Raw genomic sequence first — 17,585 nt, 5'->3', positions numbered from 1 at the left:
CCTCTCCTTTTTCCGGCGTCTGCCGTGAGCATTGATTTTTTCCTATTCGACCGCATCTTTAGGGTCCTAATCTATTTGTTGATTCGTTGACAGGTGATCCGATGGCCGAACCGGCACTGTCCATTCGTGGCCTGACCAAGGTCTATGGCAATGGCTTCCATGCCTTGAAGGGCATCGACCTCGATGTCGCCCAAGGTGACTTTTTCGCCCTGCTGGGCCCCAACGGTGCCGGTAAGTCCACTACCCTGGGTATCGTCTGTTCCTTGGTGCAAAAGACTGCCGGCAAGGTATCGGTTTTCGGCGTCGATATCGATCGGGACTTCGCCCGCGCCAAGTACCATCTCGGTGTCGTGCCCCAGGAATTCAACTTCAACCAGTTCGAGAAGGTCGAGGACATCATCCACGCGCAGGCTGGCTACTACGGCATGTCCCTGCGCGAGGCCAAACCACGTGCCGAACAGCTACTCAAGGATTTGGGGCTGTGGGATAAGCGCAAGGGTAGTGCGCGCATGCTCTCGGGGGGCATGAAACGGCGCCTGATGATCGCTCGTGCCCTGATGCACCGGCCCAAGCTGCTGATCCTTGACGAGCCTACCGCTGGTGTCGACATCGAGCTGCGTCGCAGCATGTGGGACTACATGCGGCGTATCAATCGTGAAGAAGGCACCACCATCATCCTCACTACCCACTATCTCGAGGAAGCCGAGAGCTTGTGCCGCAACATTGCCATCATCAACCATGGCGAGATCGTACAGAACACCAGCGTGCGGGAACTGCTGACACAGCTCAATACCGAAACTTTCCTGCTCGATCTGGCTCGCCCCATCGAAGCGATACCCCGGCTCGAAGGGTTCGAGGTGCACCAAGTCGAGAACAGCCAGTTGGCGCTCTCGGTCAAGCGTGGCCAGAAGCTCAACGATGCCTTTACGCAGTTGACCGAACAGGGAATTTCCGTGGTTTCGATGCGCAATCGTGCCAATCGTCTCGAGGAGATGTTCGTGTCGATGGTGGAGGGCGCCAACGCCAACAATTCTCGTACCCGGCAGGTTCGGGAAATCGATAGCGACAAGGCGGCAGCCGAAACGACGACCACCAACACCGGGACGGGGAGACATTGATGGATCCGAAGCAGATCGCCACCGCCTTGTGGACCCTGGTGGTCAAGGAGATTAAGCGCTTCACACGCATCTGGCCGCAGACGTTGCTGCCACCGTCGATCACTATGACCATGTACTTCATCATCTTCGGTAACCTGATCGGCTCGCGCATCGGTGAGATGGACGGCTACACCTACATGGACTTCATCGTCCCCGGGTTGATCATGATGGCGGTGATCACTAACAGCTATTCCAATGTGGCCTCGTCGTTCTTCTCCAACAAGTTCCAACGCAGTGTCGAGGAGATGATGGTCTCGCCGATGCCCAACTGGGTGATCCTGACCGGTTTCTTGCTGGGGGGGATGGCTCGCGGCCTGGGCGTGGGGGTGATCGTTACCTTCGTTTCGCTATTCTTCTCCCGCCTGGAAGTGGTGCACCCGCTGCTGACCATCGGCGTGGTGGTGCTCACTGCCGGGCTGTTTTCCATCGGCGGCTTCATCAATGCGCTATTGGCCGACAAGTTCGACGATATCTCCATTGTGCCGACCTTCGTGCTCACGCCGTTGACCTACTTGGGTGGCGTCTTCTATTCGATCTCGCTGCTACCCGACTTCTGGCAGGGAGTGTCGATGCTCAACCCCATCCTGTACATGGTCAACGTCTTCCGTTACGGCTTCCTTGGCGTTTCCGACATTCCAGTGGAGCTGGCACTGGCCGCCATCCTGGCCTTCATCGTGGTATTGTTTGGCGTGGCACTGTGGATGCTGGAGCGAGGACAGGGGATACGATCATGAGTATTGAACGGCCTGATACCTTGCAGGATGCGCCACTGGGACGTGTGTCCGCCTACCCCGAGCATTATGATGCCGGGTTGCTATATCCCATTGCGAGGGCTGCCAATCGCGCGCCATTAGGCATTCGCGACGATTCCTTACCGTTCGAGGGCGAGGACGAATGGCATGCCTTCGAGCTTTCCTGGCTCGATACCAAGGGCAAGCCGGTGGTGGCGGTGGCGCGTTTCCGTTTGCCGGCCTCATCCCCGAACCTGATCGAGTCGAAGTCGTGGAAGCTATATCTCAATAGCTTTAACCAGACTCGTTTCGCGAGTCGTGATGAGGTGATCGAATCGCTCGAGCGCGATCTCTCCGCGGCAGCCGGGGCGCCAGTGGTCACTGAGTTGTTCGGTGTCGATGACGAACGGCTGACTCCCCGGCGTCTGCCTGGCGAGTGCATCGACGATCTGGATATCGAAATCCATGACTATACGCCCAGTCCCGAACTGCTCGCTGTGGGGGACGAGGTTGTCGAGGAAACGCTGCACTCACATCTGCTCAAGTCCAACTGCCCGGTGACCGGCCAGCCCGACTGGGGCAGCGTGATGATTCGCTATCGTGGTCCATGCTTGGATCGCGAGGGGGTGCTCAGGTATCTGGTGTCCTACCGTCAACATCAGGATTTCCACGAGCACTGTGTGGAGCATATCTTCACCGATCTAATGGCGCGTGCCCGGCCCGAACGACTGCTGGTGCTGGCGCGTTATGTGCGGCGCGGTGGGTTGGATATCAGTCCCTGGCGTGGCACTCCGGGCGAGCGGCCACCAGAGCCGTTGCGTCTGGCCCGGCAGTAACCGGCTACGGTAAGCTGAGAAATATTCTCGACTCAGTGAACGTCAGGAGACTCTCGATGGATGCGATGACGCTGCTGCATGAACGCAGTTCCATGGGCAAGTTGATGGGGCCCGCGCCCAACGCCGAACAGCTCGATGCTCTCTATCGCGCCGCCTTGCGCGCACCGGACCACAAGGAACTGACACCCTGGCGCTTCATCGAATTCTCGGGAGAGGGGCTTGCCCGGCTCGGCGAGCTGTTCGCCGAAGCCGAATATCGTGAGAACCCGCATATCGACGACGCAAGCCTGGATGCGGCGCGCAAGAAACCCAAGCGAGCGCCGATGATCATCGCCGTGATCGCCAAGGTCACGCCGGACCTGCCCAAGGTTCCCAAGCTCGAGCAGGTGATTTCGGCTGGCTGTGCCGCCCATGCCATGATGCTGGCCGCCTATGCCCAAGGGTTGGGAGCGATGTGGCGCACCGGCCACTACGCCTTTGACAAGACGGTGCACAAAGGGCTAAGGCTCGGTGAGCATGACGAGATCGTCGGCTTTCTTTATCTGGGCCAACTCGGTGGGCGTCACAAGTTACTGCCCAGCCGCGATCCCAAAGACTTCGTCGAGCGCTGGAACTGAGGCTCCGGTAATGCGTGACATCGGTATTCCTCATCCACGCCTGCCGCTGCCCAAAAGAGGGAAGGGTGACGACCTCGCGGCTTTCCAGGCCTGGCTATGGGAGGCGATACCGTTGGTCGAGCATCTGGGCCTAGAACGCATGGAATGGCAGGGCGACGTCTTGTGTTGGCATCTGAAACTCGTGCCCAACCTCAACGACAAAGGCACCGGATTCGGTGGATCGCTCACCGCCCAAACTACCCTGATTGGCTGGTGCTGGGTCACGCTCTGGTTACGAGCCCGGCAACGCCAGCAGGATGTCGTCGTAGCCGAAGCCAGCCAGCGTTTTCTTGCTCCCGTGCGCGGCGACTATCGATTGGAGTGTCGCCCGCAGGATCCGCATGCTACCAGCGTTCTTGGCGAACGACTCGACGAGCGTGGCAAGGGGCGTATCACTCTAGTGCAACGGCTCTATAGCGGTGATCGGCTATGTCTCGAAGCCTGCGGCGACTATGCCGTCCTGCCCGAAGCATAGTGGCTCACCACGCAAAAAACGGCTTGCAATCGCGGGGTTAGATCGCTACCATTTGCGCCGTTCTTGAGGGACGCCAAGCGTGCCGAGGAACCACAATGTGGAGAGGTGTCCGAGTGGTCGAAGGAGCACGCCTGGAAAGTGTGTAAGTCGAAAGGCTTCGAGGGTTCGAATCCCTCCCTCTCCGCCATAGGATTTTGAAGGGGAATCAAGCGCTTAGCTTGATTCCCTTTTCTCGTTTTTGGCTGTGGGGACTAGCTTGGGACTGAGAGGCAACTAAGCAGGTCTTCGATCCGGGCGGAATCGGGGAGAATTAGCAGGCTAACTATTTTAGTTTCAGAGCCGCTTCGATTAGGGCGTTGATATTGGGTCCGTCCTCATTGATCCAGCGGCCGTAGTGCTTGTAGATCATGGCAGGGGAACTGTGGCCCATCTGCTCGGCGACCCACTGGATCGGAGCGACACCCGAGCTCAGCAACTGGCTGGCATAGGTGTGCCGGCACTGATTCGGCCCACGGTACCGAACCTCAGCTTTTTCCAAGTGCTGTTTGAAGAACCGCTGCCTGATGGCGGCATCGCCATAGTGCGGCTTGCCGGTATTCGAGTTCAAAAACACGAAACGCAGCTTGGCCTTTCGCTTCGTGGTGTTGTCCCGGTCAATAATTTCTATTTCACGCGGCGATAGGTGGCCGGTGATCTTCCATTGACGCTGCAGCGCTTGGCGAGCGGGCTCGAGTAGTGTTTTTTCCCGAGTCGATCGGCGTGTTTTGGTGACTCGGTAGGCATGGCGAAACTGCCGTCGGCGGTACCGGATCAGCCCCTTCTCGAGATCGATGACATCCTCCCATGCGAGCGCCATTGCTTCCGACAGCCGCGGGCCGTCCCAGAGCATGTAGTCGATCATGTTGAGTTCCTGGACGCGCTTCGTAGGTGTCGTGAGGATCCTCTCGATCTCGTCACGGGTGAACGGGTCCGGATCCTCTGGATCGGGCAGGCGCACCTGGATGCCATAGGTCGGGTCGAACGTGGTGCGGTGGCGTGAGCTGTAGAGTCGATAGATTTGTCGCATGATCGTGACGATCTCCTTGATCGTCTTGCTCGCCAGCGTTTTTGGCAGTTCCTGCTTTACCCAAGTTTGCAGGTCGATGGGATCGACCTGGTCGGCTTGGGTTCTTCCCCACCGAGGCCTGATGTGCGTCTCGACCTTGCTCTTGTAGCTACGCAGCGTGGTGTCGGCGACCTCGCTGGCGATGATACCAAGCCATAGGTCGGCGAAGTGACCCAGTGTGTTGGTGGCCAGTCGCTTGGAGTTGGGGAACTGGCGAGCGTAATCGAAGACTCCCAGCCTGATTTCATGGTCAACGATGCCGGCGATACGTTCAGCGTGGGCTATGTTTTCGGGCGTGGCAGGGCCCATCGGCTCGCGACACTTCTCTCCCTGGTATTGGAAATAAACACGGACTCGCTCGCCGCGGATTTCAATTCCCGCCATGGTCTTCTCTCTTCTGGTAGTTCATAGAGAAGCGCCGCCTCGATGGCGGCGCAGTTCATTGGTTCGCGTTCAGCCGCGATCGCCAGCGGGCGAAGCGCTTCCGGATCATGCGGAACGTTCCGGCAGCCTGGGTGTTGTGGTCCAGTTCGGCCCGGCTCTGGATCCCACATGCAGCGCAAAGCCAGTCCCGGGCATCCTGCTCGTTGTGGGTACCGTCGGGAAGTTGGTCTGGCGTGAGGCCGAATTTATGCCGCTTGCGGTGATCCAGGTAAAGACGAAATAGCCTGTCTTGGCAAAGCAACGCGGCTGAGCGGGCCAGCGGCCCGCCCTTGAGTGGCTGCTCGCTCATGCCCCACCTTCTTTGGCTAGACAGCGTTCCAGCCTTGCCATTTCGAGTAGAGAGTTGCGCTGGTCATCACTCAACCCAAGGCCTTGCAGGGTGCTCACAACCTCTAGTGTTTCTGCTGCTACTTGTGCCTTGAGGGCGTTGAGTCGAGGATCCCCCACTAACTCCGATACCGTACATTCCAGCGCGGTAGCCAGGCTCAGCAAGTGGCCACTGCTGACACTCCGGACGGTGCCCCTCTCCCAGTATGAGATTGCCACGTCACTGCAGCCGACGTGCTGAGCAAGCTGCGCTTTGTTGAGACCGAGGGCCAGCCGGCGCTCACGAATGCGTTCTCCTACCGTCATGATCCACCTCCCTCGGTACGGTCCAGCCGCTCGAGCTCGGCGACGATGAGGGCGCCCGCCTTGGCCAGGTTGCGCCGTGGAGTACTCGGATTCCAAGACTCACAGTCTTCCCAGGGCCAAGTCTCGGGCGGCGTCTCCCTGTCTACATCCCCAATGTCCTGTTCGTAGTAAGCCGCCCAGGCGTAAGCTGAGGCTGCGGCAGCTAATTCACCTGACCGGTACTTATCGTCGTGCTCTGGTGTCCAGCCTTTCACGGCGATCTGGCGGGCTCGCTCTTCTGCGATCGCGGCTAACGGTCCGCGATCAGCTTTCGAGAAAGCTGCCTCCACTTCTTCGGCCTTCCGCATCGAGAGCCGGGCGCTCATGCGGGCCAGGGCATAGAGCTGCTCGAGTTCACCGCGATCCTTTGACTTGGCTAATTCGATATCGCGCTGGACTTGCCCGCTGGGCGCCGGGGCTGTCGAACCCTCCGGTAGGTTGAGGATCTTCGACACGAGCTCCCGGGCTTCGTCCAGTGCCTGGCCCAGTTCTTTATTGAGCTGCGTAGAGTTGCTGAGGTGGTGGGCGAGCAGCTTCACTTCGTCGCACAATTCCTGGTAACTCTTGTTCATTGTCGTGTTCCTCTCAGCGCCGATGCCGCGCTTGGTTTTCACGGATGCCCTGGCACTCGGTGCAGGTGGTAGCCCAGGGCGCGGCATGGCGACGTGCCTGGGGGATCTCTTCGCCGCAATCCTCACACCAGGGATCGGTGGCTACCGTGCTGGGCAGGCGCGAACGAGAGAGGGCACGGTCGAGGTTGGCGTCGATGATGTCGCCGGCGAGATCTGCGCAATCAGCCATGGACTTGCTCCTGGTGAAGGGTGAATGGCTGGACGCTGTAGCCCTTTGCTTTCTGCTCGCGCCAGAAGGCTGGACGCTCCTCCGGCTCAATGTTGCGGTAGGCGCAGTAGCGGTACATCGCGCCGTACTGCGTGTGGTAGAGCGAACCGACGACCGGTTCGCCTTCTGGCGTGACGACGCCCCAGAGCGGAATTGGTTTTGGCATGGTCAGGCCCCTTCGGTCTCGGCTTGATCGGCCACGGCACGTTCGCCGCAGAAGGGGCAGTAGCTGGCCAAAATGCTTGTGTCTTCCTTCTTGTTGGCGAAGCCGTCGCCCCGTTTCTTTGGAGCCTGATAACGGATCTTCACCGGTACCGCGAAGCGATGGTCGATGCCTGTCTTCGTAAACGGGAAGACGTAGTGGCCGACCTCGACCTCCAAGTCGCGATGGCCCTCCGGCAGTTGGGTGGTGATCTTTTCGGTGAGCTTCTGCTTGATCGTGTCGCTGCATTGGCATTGCATGGTCTTTCTCCTTCAGCGGGCGCTCTGCGAGGCGCGGTGTTGTGGTGCCTGCCAGGTGGCATGGATCCTCGGCAGGTGATCGATGTCGATGCCGAGCTTGCGGGCGATATGGTCGAGCCCGGCGTCGGTGAATTCGGTGCGGCCGTAGTGGGTCCAGCCGGCGATCGGGTGGTGATAGGTGCCGGTGGCGACGATCACCAGCTTCACCCGGCCCCGGTACCGGCCAGTCGGCAAGTTGTCGCGGCCCAGAACGCCGGCATCGCGCAGCCGGCGGGCAAGGGTATTGCGGCCCAGGTTGAGCAGGGTCGCGGCCTGGTCGAGTGTGTAGGTACGCATCGCTAGATCTCCTGATGTCAGCCCTTCAGCCACGCTCGAACAGCCAGCACTTGACGGTGCCGGAGCGGAGCTTGGAATAGACCGGGTGATTGGAGGCCACGAACTTGCGCGTCTTGCTTCCCTTGAGCTGGCGTTTCAGCTCGCGCATGTCGAAGCGGAAGTGATGGTCGCCGGCGAGCTTCTCGAACTCCTTGAGGTTGATCGCCAGGCGGCCGTCGCCGTTGTTGTGGTCGAGCACGTTCTCGATGCGGGTCTGTTCCAGGTACTCGACGGTTTCCCAGAATTCCTCGACGAGGGGATGGTCGGCATTGATGGCCTGCTGCCGTTCCACGGCCAGCCGGGCAATCAGGCCATGGGCCTGGTCGATCGCCCCGGACGGGAACAGGTTGAGCCCATCGGGCCCCAGGCAATCGACCAGCGCCGCTACCTGGGCGTGGTTCTGTGCGATACGCAGTGAACGCACCTCGGGCAGGGCATGGATGCGCTCGAAGTAGTCGGGCATCCGCTTGCCGTAGAGGCCGAGCAGCTCGCTTTCGCGTGAGGTCGCCTCGAGGATGAAGCGCGACACGTTGTCGATCTTCATGCCCTCGAGGGCCTTGGCCGCGGCGAAGGTCTCGCGGGTCTGGCCTTCCTTGGTGAAGAACAGATGCACGATGCGCTGCATGATCGCGTCGGAGCCGGCCACCGGGGCGTTCTGACTGATCACGATGGAGCCACGGAAGGGCGGTTCATGGGTATCGCTACCCATGTTCTTCACGCCGATCGCGCGCACGCTGCGCCCGTTGTAGGCGGTCTTCAGTTCGTCCCAGTCGAACTGCTTGGCCTTACTGCCGCCGTCGGCATCACGATCGGACTCGATCAACACCACCGGCAGGTTGGCCACCTGGACGAAGCGCCGGGCACGGCCGGCCGAGGATGACTTGGCCGGGTCGAAACCTTCCTCGTCGTTGCGGCCCAGCAGCTTCCACATGAACTCGATCAGCGTGGATTTACCGGCGCCGGCCTCACCGACGATCTCGAGGAACGGAAAGCTCTTGTCGCGGGCGCGGATCTGTTCGGCAAACAGGCTGCCCAGCCAGAACGCCATGGCCACGATGCCCTTGGCGCCAAAGGCGGTATGGATCAGGCCCGCCCAGTCGGTGCGGTAGTCGTTCGGGTCGTTGTTGATGTGCAGGTGGGTGGACTGCGACAGCGTCTTGAGCGCAGTGCGGCCCAGCTCGAAGAAATCCTCGTCGTTGCGCTTGAAGATCTTGCCGCCTTTCACCGCGTAGTCGCCGAGCACATAGGCCTCGTATTCGCGGGCGTAGCCGACGAAGGTGATCGTCTCCACGGTGCGGATCGGCAGATGCTGCGACAGCGTCGCGTCCAGCTGGTCGGTGGTGCCGGTCCACTGCGCGCCGGGGGCGATCGACAGCAGACGCTTCTTGAATTCGGTGGCCGAGGCCAGGGCATTACCGGTAATGGTGTTCTTGATGGTGTAGCGTTCGCCCGGGTACTCGATGCGGTAGTAGTACCAGCTCTCGTCGGTCAGGGTGTTGCGCTGGAAATACAGCGGGCGAGGGTGGCAGTTGGCGATACGCTTGATCGCGCCGGACTGCTCGAGCGCCTTGTCGCGTGCCTCGCGCTCGCTCATCGGGCGATCGCCATCGACCAGGTCGCTGTAGATCTTCTGGTACTTGTCCAGGTCGAGCTTGAACCAGTAGGTTTGGCTGCGATACACGAAGGCGAACTCGCGGCGCTCGCTCTTCTCGTAGATCAGCAGTGCCTTTTCGTTCGCACTGGGCGCGATCAGCAGGGCACCGTTGTAGCGGTACTCCTCGAGGTGCTTCTCGGTGAGCTCGCCGCGTTGGTGCAGATCGTTCCAGTCACGGCCCTCTTTGGGCTGGGCGGCTTCGCAGTCCCAGCCGGCGGCGCGTGCCCGGCGGATATGCTTGAGCGTCCACTCCTGGCCGGCCTTGCCGGTATCCAACGCCCACACCAGTTTCGGCCGGGCACGGCCCGCGCGCTTGCAGGCCTCGATCAGCTGCTCGAGTGCCTGCTCGGGGTAGTTGCTGCAGCTCATTGACGTGGCCGCGGCAATGCCGTGATGCGTCAGGGCGATCGCATCGAAGATGCCTTCCACCAGCCAGATCTCATCGACCTCGGTCAGTTCGATTGCCGGCGGGCACCACCACATGCCCTTGTAGCTGCCACGGAAGTTGGCCTTCTGCTTACCGAAGCGCTCCGGCTTGTCGATCAGCCGCTCCCACCACACGCCATCGGCCAGCTTGAATCGCACGGTGGCCGTGCCGGCGTTGATCTTGTGGTCGAAGTAATGCTCCTGGGTGTACCAGCCGCGGATCCGCTCGAGCTCGAAGCCCCGACCCATTTCCAGGTAGGCATCGGCCACCGGCGTGGTGCTTTGGGGCTTGCCTGGCTCCACCGGCAGATTGGCGAAGCGCTCCGACCAGGAATCGAACAGTTCAGGGAACAGCTCCTTGACGTGCACCTGGCTGCCGCACTTGTTCTCGCGACCACATTTCACCATCCATGGTTCGGCTGCCTTGATGAAGGCCTCGCGCTTGCCGCACTCCGGACAGCGGACTTTCTGCAGGTACGCGCCGCGTTCCTCGGCTTCGAGGTCACGCATCAGTCGCGTCACGATGTCATCGCGTAGCCTGTTGTTCATGGAAGACGCCTTTATTCTGGGGTGTGGTGTCAGTGCTGGGTGCTGTCGTTCGGGGCCGGCAGCGTCTTTTCCCTGGCGTGCAGCCTGAGCAGGTCGGCCACCGACAAGGCCAGTGCCGACATGCCCGGGCGGCGCACGATCACCACATGCGCGGTGGTTGCGCTGGCATCGATGAAGGCGGGCTGATTGAGCGTCTCGAGCTCGGCGAGTGCCTGGATGGCGGCAAGGGATGCCTTGTCCTGGCTGTAGCCGTGTTCCTCGATGAGGTGTGAGGTGCAGCGCTCAAGCGCCACATCGCGCTGATAGGGGCGGGGCAGCTTCAGTAGATAGGTGCAGGCGGCATCGTTGATGTTCAGTGCGTGCATGATCGTTTCCTTCGTTCACCTGGTGGCGTTTTCAGGACGAGTCGGTCCGCCCTGCCGGCGTGTAGGCCAGCGGGAAGGTCTCGTCTTCGGGTTGTGGGTTGCGGCTAGGCGCTAGGCGGTGGCGAGCGCTTTCTGTGCCATCACTAGCTCCTGGATACGGGGCACGAACGGCAAGACCACCGTCGGGTTCGGGATGTCGCTGGGCGCGATGGTGTGCGTGATCTCGATCGAGACCTTGCCGCGCCAACCGCAGTCCTCATTGCGGCATTCGATAATCGCCTCGCGATACACCGGGGTAAGGCCCTGGCTCTTGCGGATGCGTGCGCTCTCCCCGCAGTGGGGGCACGGAATACGGTGCTTGTTGTGGTGCTGCATGGACATGTCATTTCCTCCCTGCGGGGTAAAGAGCGCGTCCGCGCCCAGTGAGCTCCTGAGTGCCCTTGCGCAGACGTCTGCGCAGTAGCCACTCGGCAGCTTCTTCTAAATTTCTCAGGTTCTGCTGGGCACGAATCTGCTCCAGCACGGCTTCGAGCTCGTCATCCAGTGGCAGGCGCAATTCACCGTGGATCGAATCGTCAGCCATAAATCCAGTGCTCCTTGAGGTCCTCAAAAGGACCTGCCTTTACGACGCCCGCTGGGGCACATTGCGGAAGTCGAGATCGGCGACGCCCAGTGTCTCCAGCGCCTCCTTGATCACCAGTTGGCGCAGCAGTACGGCCCTGTCGATGCCGGTGTAGTCGACCAAGGCATCGATCAGCTGGGATTCGTACTGATCGAGATTCAAGGAGGCGTAGCGGGTTCGTACACGTTTGGGATCCGGGTACATAGCGGAGTCTCTCAAGAGTGCGGTTTGGGGCGGGTGGCCTTGGTGTGATCGATGATCACCCCTTTCTTGATGCCGAGCAGGACAGCAGCCCGATGGGCTTCGCCGCGTAGTCCTTTTTTCCTACCGGCAAGCAGGTCACTGACCATCTGGCGGTTCAGGCCGTGGATACGGCTGAACTCGGCAATGCTCATCCCTTTTTCGTTGAGCGCCTCGCGGGCTTGCTCAGGGGTAAGTAGCTTGGGCATAGTTCGTAACGTGTTCGTTCGTGTCGGTTAATTGCAGAATACCACTCGTTTGAGTGGTGTCAATGGAAAAGTGCACACAAATGAGTGGTATCGGCGACAGATTATTCGAGGAAAGGAAGCGTTTGAAGCTTTCGCAAGCGGCCATGGGCGAGATCGGAGGGGTGCATGCCAATGCCCAGCGCAACTATGAAAAAGGCGTACGTAACCCCGATGCCACTTATCTGGCAGCGGTCGCTGAAAAGGGCGTCGATGTGCTCTATGTGCTGACGGGGCAGCGTTCAACGACTGAGGGGGCACTCTCACCCGATGAGGCAGCACTTCTGGATAACTACCGGCACACGCCTCCTGAGCGACGGGGAAGCCTGGCTGAGGTAAGCCAGGTGTTTGCCGCGTCGGGAAAGGCCGAAAAGGACGGCAAAGCGGGCTCTAATTAAACCTAAGTTGGCGCGCCAATCGTGTTCATTGGTGTTATCTTTAACAACGGCGTCGCCAAGTGGCGACATGAATTGCCTACGCCTTTGAATCGCATTTTGTTCATGCCTGATAAAGGGTTAGGCGCTGCATGAGACTGAGCGAGTCGTATTGGACGTCTCAGCAATCATGTCCAAAAGATGCCGGGGAAAGTGGTACGGGAGGTATTAGGAAGCTGGTACTGCTGAAGCGCAGCAAGCCACACCGAATGATGAGGATGCCGTGGCTGAGTTTGCGCAGGGAATGGGCGAGCGCCTGGGCCTGGAGCGTGAACGCTTGGCATTGACGTCAGAGGAAACGGCCACGCGGGCTGGCATCAGCGAAACACGGCTGGCCGTGCTCGAGCAGGGTGAGGATCCCGGCGGCGCGGATGCCGTTGAGCTGGCCGGGCTGGCCAGCGTCGGGGTCGACGTGACGTTTCTGTTGACCGGCCAGCGGGTACTGGCCCAGGACGAGCGGGAGCTAGTCGAGAACTACCGGGCCAGCTCACCAGAGCAAAAAAAGAGGCCAGCGACGACTGGCCATGCGGTTGAGAAATCGTAGGTAAGGAGGCGGGGTGACCGCCTACAAGGAAAAGCGCCGCTCAGCGGCCGTACGCAAGGGGACAGGAAATGAAAATTAGGCTGCTTGCCGCTGCCGCAATGCTGAGTGTCGCTGCACCCGCCATGGCCGACCAACTGGAGACGATCGTCAAGGGCATCGACGCCGGTGCTGAGATCCAGCGCGCTGGTCGTGAGGCGACCATCGTTACCACCGCCCAGCGAGTCACACCTCACGACGCTCCCTTCACCGAGATTATTCCAGCTCTCTGTAGCCAGCCTGAAAGCCTGGCCGGGCTGGACAAGGTCATCGTGCTGAACAGCCATGCCTTCAAGGGTGTGGAATTCTGGACCTACGACGAGACGGACGATCTGGCGGGTACCTGCGAGAAGGTCGGCGAGGGCTCGGCCATCCAGATGTATTCGGTGATGCACTAGTTGATGTCGGAATAACGATAAGCGCCGCAGCGTGGGGGGAACATAATGAATCTAGTTGTACAATTCTTTCGAGACATCAATTTGAGTGACGCCTTTTTCGATTCATTGAGAGGGGACTATGCCGAGTTCTCTTTGTGGTTCGATAAAAAGGCAAAGGCCGGTGATCGTGCTTATGTATTTTATAATGACGATGGGGCAATTGATGGGTTCCTTTATCTCAAGATAGAGGACGAAGAGTTAGGCGATGTTGACCCCCCATTGCCACCAGCTCGTCGATTGAAAATAGGCACGCTGAAAATCAACCCCCACGGCACTCGTCTAGGTGAGCGATTTATAAAAAAAGCTTTTGATCACGCTATCGAGAATGGAGTGGCGGAGATTTATGTGACGGTTTTTTCGAAGCATGTTGCATTGGTTTCTCTCTTTGAACGTTATGGGTTTGAGGTTGCCGGCGAAAAATCGACCCATAACGGTACCGAGCTAGTGTTGCTGAAGAGAATTGCCCCAGCTTATCCCGATCCTCTCATGAACTATCCCCTTGTCGATGTTCGTCCCAATCGAAACTTTCTGCTCTCTCTGTACCCTCAATGGCATACCCGGCTCTTACCAGATTCCATTCTCAATAATGAGCATGCCAGTGTCGTTCAGGATGTATCTCATACCAATAGCATCCATAAGGTCTATCTAACCAAGATGCGTGGTACCGAGTACTTGGGCAGAGGCGACACGCTGTTGATTTACCGTACCTCGGACAATGCCGGCCCTGCACGGTTTCGGTCAGTAGTGACGTCAGTATGTGTTGTGGAGGATGTTAGGAGCATAAGAGAGTTCTCTGATTTCTCTGAGTTTTATAGATACTGCGAACCGTACAGCGTTTTCAGTCCAGAAGAATTGCGCAACTTTTATGCAAGGCAAAATTACCCGGTAATCATCCGTTTCAGCTATAATTTAGCTTTAAAGAGACGAATTACTAGGGGTGAGCTCATCGACAGTTTTGGCCTTAATGAAAATGAATATTGGGGCTTTATGAGATTGCCTAGCGACACTATGAAGCGTATATGCATAGAAGGTGGTATCAATGAAAGTCTTATTGTCGATTAAGCCTGAATTTGCCGATTCCATTTTGGATGGCAGCAAGCACTTCGAGTTCAGGAAGAGCATATTCAAGCGGGACGGTGTTGAAAAAATTGTGATATACGCGACCATGCCGGTCGGGAAAGTGGTCGGTGAATTTGACGTAGGGGGCGTTATCGCACTGGAGCCCGAGAAGCTTTGGGAGGAAACCAAGGCTCATGCGGGGATCAGCTTTAACTTTTTCGAGTCGTACTTCAGCGGGCGTGATAAAGGATTTGCCATCAGAGTTGAGAACCCCCAGCGCTACGAACAACCCGTCGCACTGAATGAGGTTATCCCCAATGGGACCGCGCCGCAGTCCTACAGGTACATCAACTAGCGTTTACGCAATCATGCGCGGCGGGCCTGAAGCTCGCCGCCAGCCATTGCTAACGCAAACCCCAGCCCACGGGCTGGCGTTTTGCATGGCTGCCGTGCGTCACGTTGCCTGGTGTTTCAGTTCGCGCTGCACAGAGAGAGCGAGTGCGGAAGATGGGGGCACCAAGAACCTGCACTTTGTATGTGCTGGGCCGAGAGCAGGTGCATCCAAGCTGCCCAAGGCTAGAGCACAGGGTTGCACGATCCTGAGTGAAGATGAGTTCCAACGGATGCTAGCGACTGGTGAAGTGCCAGCATAGGTGATGCTATATGCCTGAAGAAATTATTGTTAAGAATTTTAGTAGTTATGAGGAGATAGCCGCCCTCGACGGATTTGAAGAAGAAAAGGGCGTAAGCACTGATAACTATGCCGATATTGCCGGGCATTATCACTTAAGCGATTCACTCAGGTGTTGTCGTGTATTGGAGAGTGGTGGGTTATGTCATCAAAAACATAATTATGGTTTTGTGGTTGCGCTTAAAAGTGGAGGCTTTTCCATTTTAGGCAACCGCTGCGCGCTGAGTAAGTTTGCAAAAGATAGCAAGGTTAGAATAGCTGCTGATCGATACGAAAAAGAGAGAAAGCGCCAAGAGGCTATCGATGGCCTTAGAAAGATTTTCTCAGAGAAAAAAGAGAGAATAGAAACTCTTAGCATATCCCTGAATTACGTTTATGAATTGTATAAATATATGCGCAACATAAAAGATTCGTTGCCCATGTTATGTAAGTTTTCATTAGAAGACATGGCTAGGAGTGGAAAAAGGAATGTGGCTGTATCGTTAGTATATCGCCACTACTATATTGACAAGGAGAGTGGGGAGAAAAAACACGAAGACACCGATGGTGTTCACACCGTGGGCACAATCTCCGCAATATCCCTTTTTAATAAAAATAGTTTTGAAGAGCCTCTAAAAAATCTTAGAGAGTCCCTTAAGTTGCTAGAAAATTTTCATAGGGTGGATGAAAAGGCGACAGAATTACAGGCAAAAAGGTTTGCGGCTGGCATCATGGGATCAGAACAAGCGATAAGAATAAAACAAGATTTCGAGAAACTATATTTAGAGTTGAATAAAGTAAAGCCTGGTGTCATTTCTGCTTTATGCAAAGAGCTTGATGATCGAGTGGCAACCAGTAAAATTTTCTTGCAGGCAAAAGGGATGCCTCATAGCAATAGTAAGGCGAGACAAGAAATAACTAACCTACAAGAAGAGATAGTTGAACAAACAGGAGCATATAAGGTGATTTACGGTTAATTTTGTATCGATGCATAACTGACATTAGGCTCCTACGCAAAAAGTAGCGCCCTCGGCGGGGGATTCCCCCGCCGATTTCAAATCTAGGCCCCGTTTTCCTCTTCCCCCTGGTCTTCCTCTTCCGATCCTTTCACCTCACACCGTATGCGCGTGCCGAAGCCACTATCGTTGAGCGAGTGCTGCACTTCAGTGACCAGCCAGGGCGTGGCATCGATATCGGGCTTCCAGCCGCTCAGGGTGAGCGGTGACTCGGGCACGATATCCGGTCGCCCGTAGGCCAGGGTGAGTTCGAACTCGGCCAGGCCGCGTTGAAGGCGTTGCCATTCGGCCTGGGCGGCGTCCAGGGCATCGGCTTCGCTGGCATAGGTGGGCCGCAGCTGCTTGGCGTTGTCGCCACTGCCGACCAGTACGATCTTGCGTTCGGCCCCGCTGGTGTCGTTCCAGTAGGCCTTCACGCCTTCGAAGGCTTCCCGATCGGTGCTGCTGTATCGGTGCTGGTCGCCGTCACGGCGGGTCAGGGGGATGGTGGGCATGGCCAGGCCGCTAGCCGTCAGCGCCTCGCCGGCGACGGTGAACAGCATGTGGCCGGTCTTTATTGCGGCGATGGCATCGTATCGTTCGCCCAGGCGGGTCAGGAAGTTGAGGTCCGACTCTTCGGTCTGGTCGATATGCCCGACGCGGATCCCGCCCAGCGTCTTGCCGATCACCGGGTCCAGGCCATGGCGCTTGGCGATGGTCTCGACGATTTCACCCACGGTGAGGTCGTGCCAGCTTTGGGTGCGTTTGCCAGGCAGCTGCCCGCGCAAATCTGCCGATCGGGCGCGGATGGTCAGTTGATCCGGCGAGCCTGAGTGCTGGATCTCGTCGACCGTGAACAGGCCCTTGTCGATCAGGCCTTCATCCTGCCAGCCGAAGGCGACCTGGAGCTCTGCGCCACGTCGGGGCAGGGCCAGGGCGCCGTCGTGGTCGGCCAGGGTGATATCCAGTTGATCAGCCTCGAGGCCACGCTGTTCGCGTAGCGTCAGGTTGATCAGGCGGCCATTGATCCGCGGGGTGATGTCGGTACCGCCCAGGGTGATGCGGTAGCTAGGACGCCGGTAGCGGTAGGGCGTACTTTCCTGGTTCATACGTAGGCCCCGGCAAAGCGGGCGATGCCGTAGGTGGTCAGGTTGCCGATCAGATCCGTGCGCTCGTCATCGACGTGCTCGAGCGTGAGGGTGAACTCGATCTTCTGCGCCATGCCGTCGCGAAAGAACACGCTCGAGGTTTCCTCCACGCGGGTAATCGCCCACAGGCCGTACTGGCGGCCGGTGCCCTCGACCAGCGGCCAGGCCTTGCCCTGGTCGGCCATGTCACGGATCTCGTCCAGGTCGATGCGACCGCCGGTGAATTCCGGCAGCAGCGTGCCGGAAAGGGTGATGGTATCGGTGCCCGGCCCGACGAACTGGTAGGCCGGGCGATCGCCGACGCGCGACTGGCTCGCGTGGCGCCATTGGGTCGAGCGCTGCAGCTCCTGGTACGGCACGGAGCGGGTCTCGAAGACGAACATGCCAAGCGCCATCAGCATTGGGTGA

At 58.4% G+C, this 17,585-nt stretch carries 27 protein-coding genes and 1 tRNA gene; 12 read left to right on the top strand and 16 right to left on the bottom strand.

Annotated elements, in window-relative coordinates; all coding sequences use genetic code 11:
* The first annotated feature begins 101 nt into the window (after window positions 1–101).
* From L861_RS07415 to L861_RS07390, 6 genes are all read left to right on the top strand, one after another.
* Entirely contained in the window at window positions 102–1,118 is a 1,017-nt protein-coding gene (locus tag L861_RS07415; protein WP_016416437.1) for an ABC transporter ATP-binding protein, read from the top strand.
* On the top strand, window positions 1,118–1,891 hold the full coding sequence (locus tag L861_RS07410; protein WP_016416436.1) for an ABC transporter permease: 774 nt from the start codon (window positions 1,118–1,120) through the stop codon (window positions 1,889–1,891). The genes L861_RS07415 and L861_RS07410 overlap by 1 nt, the downstream gene beginning before the upstream one ends.
* Window positions 1,888–2,724, top strand: a complete 837-nt coding sequence (gene queF, locus L861_RS07405) for an NADPH-dependent 7-cyano-7-deazaguanine reductase QueF (protein ID WP_016416435.1) — start codon at window positions 1,888–1,890, stop codon at window positions 2,722–2,724. The genes L861_RS07410 and queF overlap by 4 nt, the downstream gene beginning before the upstream one ends.
* A 56-nt stretch (window positions 2,725–2,780) precedes the next feature.
* Window positions 2,781–3,341 carry a nitroreductase family protein gene (locus tag L861_RS07400; protein ID WP_016416434.1) on the top strand — a complete coding sequence of 187 codons (561 nt, stop codon included), beginning with the start codon at window positions 2,781–2,783 and terminating at the stop codon, window positions 3,339–3,341.
* A 10-nt stretch (window positions 3,342–3,351) separates the two neighbouring features.
* The gene (locus L861_RS07395) at window positions 3,352–3,855 is read left to right on the top strand and encodes a YiiD C-terminal domain-containing protein (protein ID WP_016416433.1); all 504 of its coding nucleotides are present in this window, start codon (window positions 3,352–3,354) and stop codon (window positions 3,853–3,855) included.
* A 99-nt stretch (window positions 3,856–3,954) separates the two neighbouring features.
* Window positions 3,955–4,042, top strand: a tRNA-Ser gene (locus L861_RS07390).
* A 135-nt stretch (window positions 4,043–4,177) separates the two neighbouring features.
* Here L861_RS07390 and L861_RS07385 read toward each other — a convergent pair.
* The 14 genes from L861_RS07385 to L861_RS07320 form a co-directional block, all read right to left on the bottom strand.
* Window positions 4,178–5,344 carry an Arm DNA-binding domain-containing protein gene (locus tag L861_RS07385; RefSeq protein WP_016416432.1) on the bottom strand — a complete coding sequence of 389 codons (1,167 nt, stop codon included), beginning with the start codon at window positions 5,342–5,344 and terminating at the stop codon, window positions 4,178–4,180.
* 55 nt (window positions 5,345–5,399) lie between these two features.
* Window positions 5,400–5,693, bottom strand: a complete 294-nt coding sequence (locus tag L861_RS07380; RefSeq protein ID WP_016416431.1) for a hypothetical protein — start codon at window positions 5,691–5,693, stop codon at window positions 5,400–5,402.
* Window positions 5,690–6,037, bottom strand: a complete 348-nt coding sequence (locus L861_RS23590; RefSeq protein WP_016416430.1) for a helix-turn-helix domain-containing protein — start codon at window positions 6,035–6,037, stop codon at window positions 5,690–5,692. The genes L861_RS07380 and L861_RS23590 overlap by 4 nt, the downstream gene beginning before the upstream one ends.
* Window positions 6,034–6,648, bottom strand: coding sequence for a hypothetical protein (locus tag L861_RS24900; protein ID WP_016416429.1), 615 nt, complete (start codon window positions 6,646–6,648; stop codon window positions 6,034–6,036). Before L861_RS24900 ends, L861_RS23590 begins: the two co-directional genes overlap by 4 nt.
* A gap of 13 nt (window positions 6,649–6,661) precedes the next feature.
* Complete coding sequence (locus L861_RS07365) at window positions 6,662–6,877, bottom strand: TraR/DksA C4-type zinc finger protein (protein WP_016416428.1); 216 nt, start codon at window positions 6,875–6,877, stop codon at window positions 6,662–6,664.
* Window positions 6,870–7,082 carry a hypothetical protein gene (locus L861_RS07360; RefSeq protein WP_016416427.1) on the bottom strand — a complete coding sequence of 71 codons (213 nt, stop codon included), beginning with the start codon at window positions 7,080–7,082 and terminating at the stop codon, window positions 6,870–6,872. Before L861_RS07360 ends, L861_RS07365 begins: the two co-directional genes overlap by 8 nt.
* A gap of 2 nt (window positions 7,083–7,084) precedes the next feature.
* Complete coding sequence (locus tag L861_RS07355) at window positions 7,085–7,378, bottom strand: hypothetical protein (RefSeq protein WP_016416426.1); 294 nt, start codon at window positions 7,376–7,378, stop codon at window positions 7,085–7,087.
* A 12-nt stretch (window positions 7,379–7,390) separates the two neighbouring features.
* Window positions 7,391–7,714, bottom strand: coding sequence for a phage antirepressor KilAC domain-containing protein (locus L861_RS07350; RefSeq protein ID WP_016416425.1), 324 nt, complete (start codon window positions 7,712–7,714; stop codon window positions 7,391–7,393).
* A 25-nt stretch (window positions 7,715–7,739) separates the two neighbouring features.
* On the bottom strand, window positions 7,740–10,382 hold the full coding sequence (locus L861_RS07345) for a toprim domain-containing protein (RefSeq protein ID WP_016416424.1): 2,643 nt from the start codon (window positions 10,380–10,382) through the stop codon (window positions 7,740–7,742).
* Window positions 10,383–10,411: 29 nt separating this feature from the next.
* A complete protein-coding gene (locus L861_RS07340; protein WP_016416423.1) occupies window positions 10,412–10,747 on the bottom strand; it encodes a hypothetical protein in 336 nt (111 codons plus the stop codon).
* A gap of 111 nt (window positions 10,748–10,858) precedes the next feature.
* On the bottom strand, window positions 10,859–11,128 hold the full coding sequence (locus L861_RS07335; protein WP_016416422.1) for an Ogr/Delta-like zinc finger protein: 270 nt from the start codon (window positions 11,126–11,128) through the stop codon (window positions 10,859–10,861).
* A 1-nt stretch (window position 11,129) separates the two neighbouring features.
* Window positions 11,130–11,330: a hypothetical protein gene (locus tag L861_RS07330; protein WP_016416421.1), complete on the bottom strand. Its 201-nt coding sequence runs from the start codon at window positions 11,328–11,330 to the stop codon at window positions 11,130–11,132.
* 39 nt (window positions 11,331–11,369) lie between these two features.
* Entirely contained in the window at window positions 11,370–11,573 is a 204-nt protein-coding gene (locus L861_RS07325; RefSeq protein ID WP_016416420.1) for a hypothetical protein, read from the bottom strand.
* 11 nt (window positions 11,574–11,584) lie between these two features.
* A complete protein-coding gene (locus L861_RS07320) occupies window positions 11,585–11,818 on the bottom strand; it encodes a DNA-binding protein (RefSeq protein WP_016416419.1) in 234 nt (77 codons plus the stop codon).
* A 62-nt stretch (window positions 11,819–11,880) separates the two neighbouring features.
* On the opposite strand from L861_RS07320, the gene L861_RS07315 reads away from it, so the two are divergent.
* The 6 genes from L861_RS07315 to L861_RS07290 all read left to right on the top strand — a co-directional run bounded on the left by L861_RS07315 (window position 11,881) and on the right by L861_RS07290 (window position 16,011).
* On the top strand, window positions 11,881–12,252 hold the full coding sequence (locus tag L861_RS07315) for a helix-turn-helix domain-containing protein (protein ID WP_021029135.1): 372 nt from the start codon (window positions 11,881–11,883) through the stop codon (window positions 12,250–12,252).
* Between the two features lie 259 nt (window positions 12,253–12,511).
* Window positions 12,512–12,832 carry a helix-turn-helix domain-containing protein gene (locus L861_RS07310; protein ID WP_144062989.1) on the top strand — a complete coding sequence of 107 codons (321 nt, stop codon included), beginning with the start codon at window positions 12,512–12,514 and terminating at the stop codon, window positions 12,830–12,832.
* A gap of 68 nt (window positions 12,833–12,900) precedes the next feature.
* On the top strand, window positions 12,901–13,266 hold the full coding sequence (locus L861_RS07305) for a hypothetical protein (protein ID WP_144062988.1): 366 nt from the start codon (window positions 12,901–12,903) through the stop codon (window positions 13,264–13,266).
* 45 nt (window positions 13,267–13,311) lie between these two features.
* Window positions 13,312–14,367, top strand: a complete 1,056-nt coding sequence (locus tag L861_RS07300) for a GNAT family N-acetyltransferase (protein ID WP_016416415.1) — start codon at window positions 13,312–13,314, stop codon at window positions 14,365–14,367.
* Window positions 14,345–14,719: an ASCH domain-containing protein gene (locus L861_RS07295; RefSeq protein ID WP_016416414.1), complete on the top strand. Its 375-nt coding sequence runs from the start codon at window positions 14,345–14,347 to the stop codon at window positions 14,717–14,719. The genes L861_RS07300 and L861_RS07295 overlap by 23 nt, the downstream gene beginning before the upstream one ends.
* 308 nt (window positions 14,720–15,027) lie before the next feature.
* Window positions 15,028–16,011 carry a hypothetical protein gene (locus tag L861_RS07290; protein ID WP_016416413.1) on the top strand — a complete coding sequence of 328 codons (984 nt, stop codon included), beginning with the start codon at window positions 15,028–15,030 and terminating at the stop codon, window positions 16,009–16,011.
* An 83-nt stretch (window positions 16,012–16,094) separates the two neighbouring features.
* Here the strand turns inward: L861_RS07290 and L861_RS07285 are convergent, their stop codons facing one another.
* Together L861_RS07285 and L861_RS07280 are read right to left on the bottom strand one after the other, a co-directional pair.
* A complete protein-coding gene (locus tag L861_RS07285) occupies window positions 16,095–17,138 on the bottom strand; it encodes a phage late control D family protein (RefSeq protein ID WP_016416412.1) in 1,044 nt (347 codons plus the stop codon).
* Window positions 17,135–17,578 carry a phage tail protein gene (locus tag L861_RS07280; RefSeq protein WP_016416411.1) on the bottom strand — a complete coding sequence of 148 codons (444 nt, stop codon included), beginning with the start codon at window positions 17,576–17,578 and terminating at the stop codon, window positions 17,135–17,137. Before L861_RS07280 ends, L861_RS07285 begins: the two co-directional genes overlap by 4 nt.
* Window positions 17,579–17,585 lie beyond the last annotated feature (7 nt).

The sequence above is a fragment of the Litchfieldella anticariensis FP35 = DSM 16096 genome (assembly GCF_000409775.1).
Classification (GTDB): domain Bacteria; phylum Pseudomonadota; class Gammaproteobacteria; order Pseudomonadales; family Halomonadaceae; genus Litchfieldella; species Litchfieldella anticariensis.
The sequence above is the reverse complement of the archived record's forward strand: the minus strand, read 5'-3'. Positions and strand labels throughout refer to the sequence as shown.

What these genes read in the sequence shown, in the direction of transcription:
- L861_RS07415 (WP_016416437.1), top strand. Translation starts at nt 102, where the DNA reads ATGGCCGAACCGGCACTGTCCATTCGTGGCCTGACCAAGGTCTATGGC.
- L861_RS07410 (WP_016416436.1), top strand. Translation starts at nt 1,118, where the DNA reads ATGGATCCGAAGCAGATCGCCACCGCCTTGTGGACCCTGGTGGTCAAG.
- queF (WP_016416435.1), top strand. Translation starts at nt 1,888, where the DNA reads ATGAGTATTGAACGGCCTGATACCTTGCAGGATGCGCCACTGGGACGT.
- L861_RS07400 (WP_016416434.1), top strand. Translation starts at nt 2,781, where the DNA reads ATGGATGCGATGACGCTGCTGCATGAACGCAGTTCCATGGGCAAGTTG.
- L861_RS07395 (WP_016416433.1), top strand. Translation starts at nt 3,352, where the DNA reads ATGCGTGACATCGGTATTCCTCATCCACGCCTGCCGCTGCCCAAAAGA.
- L861_RS07385 (WP_016416432.1), bottom strand. Translation starts at nt 5,344, where the DNA reads ATGGCGGGAATTGAAATCCGCGGCGAGCGAGTCCGTGTTTATTTCCAA.
- L861_RS07380 (WP_016416431.1), bottom strand. Translation starts at nt 5,693, where the DNA reads ATGAGCGAGCAGCCACTCAAGGGCGGGCCGCTGGCCCGCTCAGCCGCG.
- L861_RS23590 (WP_016416430.1), bottom strand. Translation starts at nt 6,037, where the DNA reads ATGACGGTAGGAGAACGCATTCGTGAGCGCCGGCTGGCCCTCGGTCTC.
- L861_RS24900 (WP_016416429.1), bottom strand. Translation starts at nt 6,648, where the DNA reads ATGAACAAGAGTTACCAGGAATTGTGCGACGAAGTGAAGCTGCTCGCC.
- L861_RS07365 (WP_016416428.1), bottom strand. Translation starts at nt 6,877, where the DNA reads ATGGCTGATTGCGCAGATCTCGCCGGCGACATCATCGACGCCAACCTC.
- L861_RS07360 (WP_016416427.1), bottom strand. Translation starts at nt 7,082, where the DNA reads ATGCCAAAACCAATTCCGCTCTGGGGCGTCGTCACGCCAGAAGGCGAA.
- L861_RS07355 (WP_016416426.1), bottom strand. Translation starts at nt 7,378, where the DNA reads ATGCAATGCCAATGCAGCGACACGATCAAGCAGAAGCTCACCGAAAAG.
- L861_RS07350 (WP_016416425.1), bottom strand. Translation starts at nt 7,714, where the DNA reads ATGCGTACCTACACACTCGACCAGGCCGCGACCCTGCTCAACCTGGGC.
- L861_RS07345 (WP_016416424.1), bottom strand. Translation starts at nt 10,382, where the DNA reads ATGAACAACAGGCTACGCGATGACATCGTGACGCGACTGATGCGTGAC.
- L861_RS07340 (WP_016416423.1), bottom strand. Translation starts at nt 10,747, where the DNA reads ATGCACGCACTGAACATCAACGATGCCGCCTGCACCTATCTACTGAAG.
- L861_RS07335 (WP_016416422.1), bottom strand. Translation starts at nt 11,128, where the DNA reads ATGTCCATGCAGCACCACAACAAGCACCGTATTCCGTGCCCCCACTGC.
- L861_RS07330 (WP_016416421.1), bottom strand. Translation starts at nt 11,330, where the DNA reads ATGGCTGACGATTCGATCCACGGTGAATTGCGCCTGCCACTGGATGAC.
- L861_RS07325 (WP_016416420.1), bottom strand. Translation starts at nt 11,573, where the DNA reads ATGTACCCGGATCCCAAACGTGTACGAACCCGCTACGCCTCCTTGAAT.
- L861_RS07320 (WP_016416419.1), bottom strand. Translation starts at nt 11,818, where the DNA reads ATGCCCAAGCTACTTACCCCTGAGCAAGCCCGCGAGGCGCTCAACGAA.
- L861_RS07315 (WP_021029135.1), top strand. Translation starts at nt 11,881, where the DNA reads ATGGAAAAGTGCACACAAATGAGTGGTATCGGCGACAGATTATTCGAG.
- L861_RS07305 (WP_144062988.1), top strand. Translation starts at nt 12,901, where the DNA reads ATGAAAATTAGGCTGCTTGCCGCTGCCGCAATGCTGAGTGTCGCTGCA.
- L861_RS07300 (WP_016416415.1), top strand. Translation starts at nt 13,312, where the DNA reads ATGAATCTAGTTGTACAATTCTTTCGAGACATCAATTTGAGTGACGCC.
- L861_RS07295 (WP_016416414.1), top strand. Translation starts at nt 14,345, where the DNA reads ATGAAAGTCTTATTGTCGATTAAGCCTGAATTTGCCGATTCCATTTTG.
- L861_RS07290 (WP_016416413.1), top strand. Translation starts at nt 15,028, where the DNA reads ATGCCTGAAGAAATTATTGTTAAGAATTTTAGTAGTTATGAGGAGATA.
- L861_RS07285 (WP_016416412.1), bottom strand. Translation starts at nt 17,138, where the DNA reads ATGAACCAGGAAAGTACGCCCTACCGCTACCGGCGTCCTAGCTACCGC.
- L861_RS07280 (WP_016416411.1), bottom strand. Translation starts at nt 17,578, where the DNA reads ATGCTGATGGCGCTTGGCATGTTCGTCTTCGAGACCCGCTCCGTGCCG.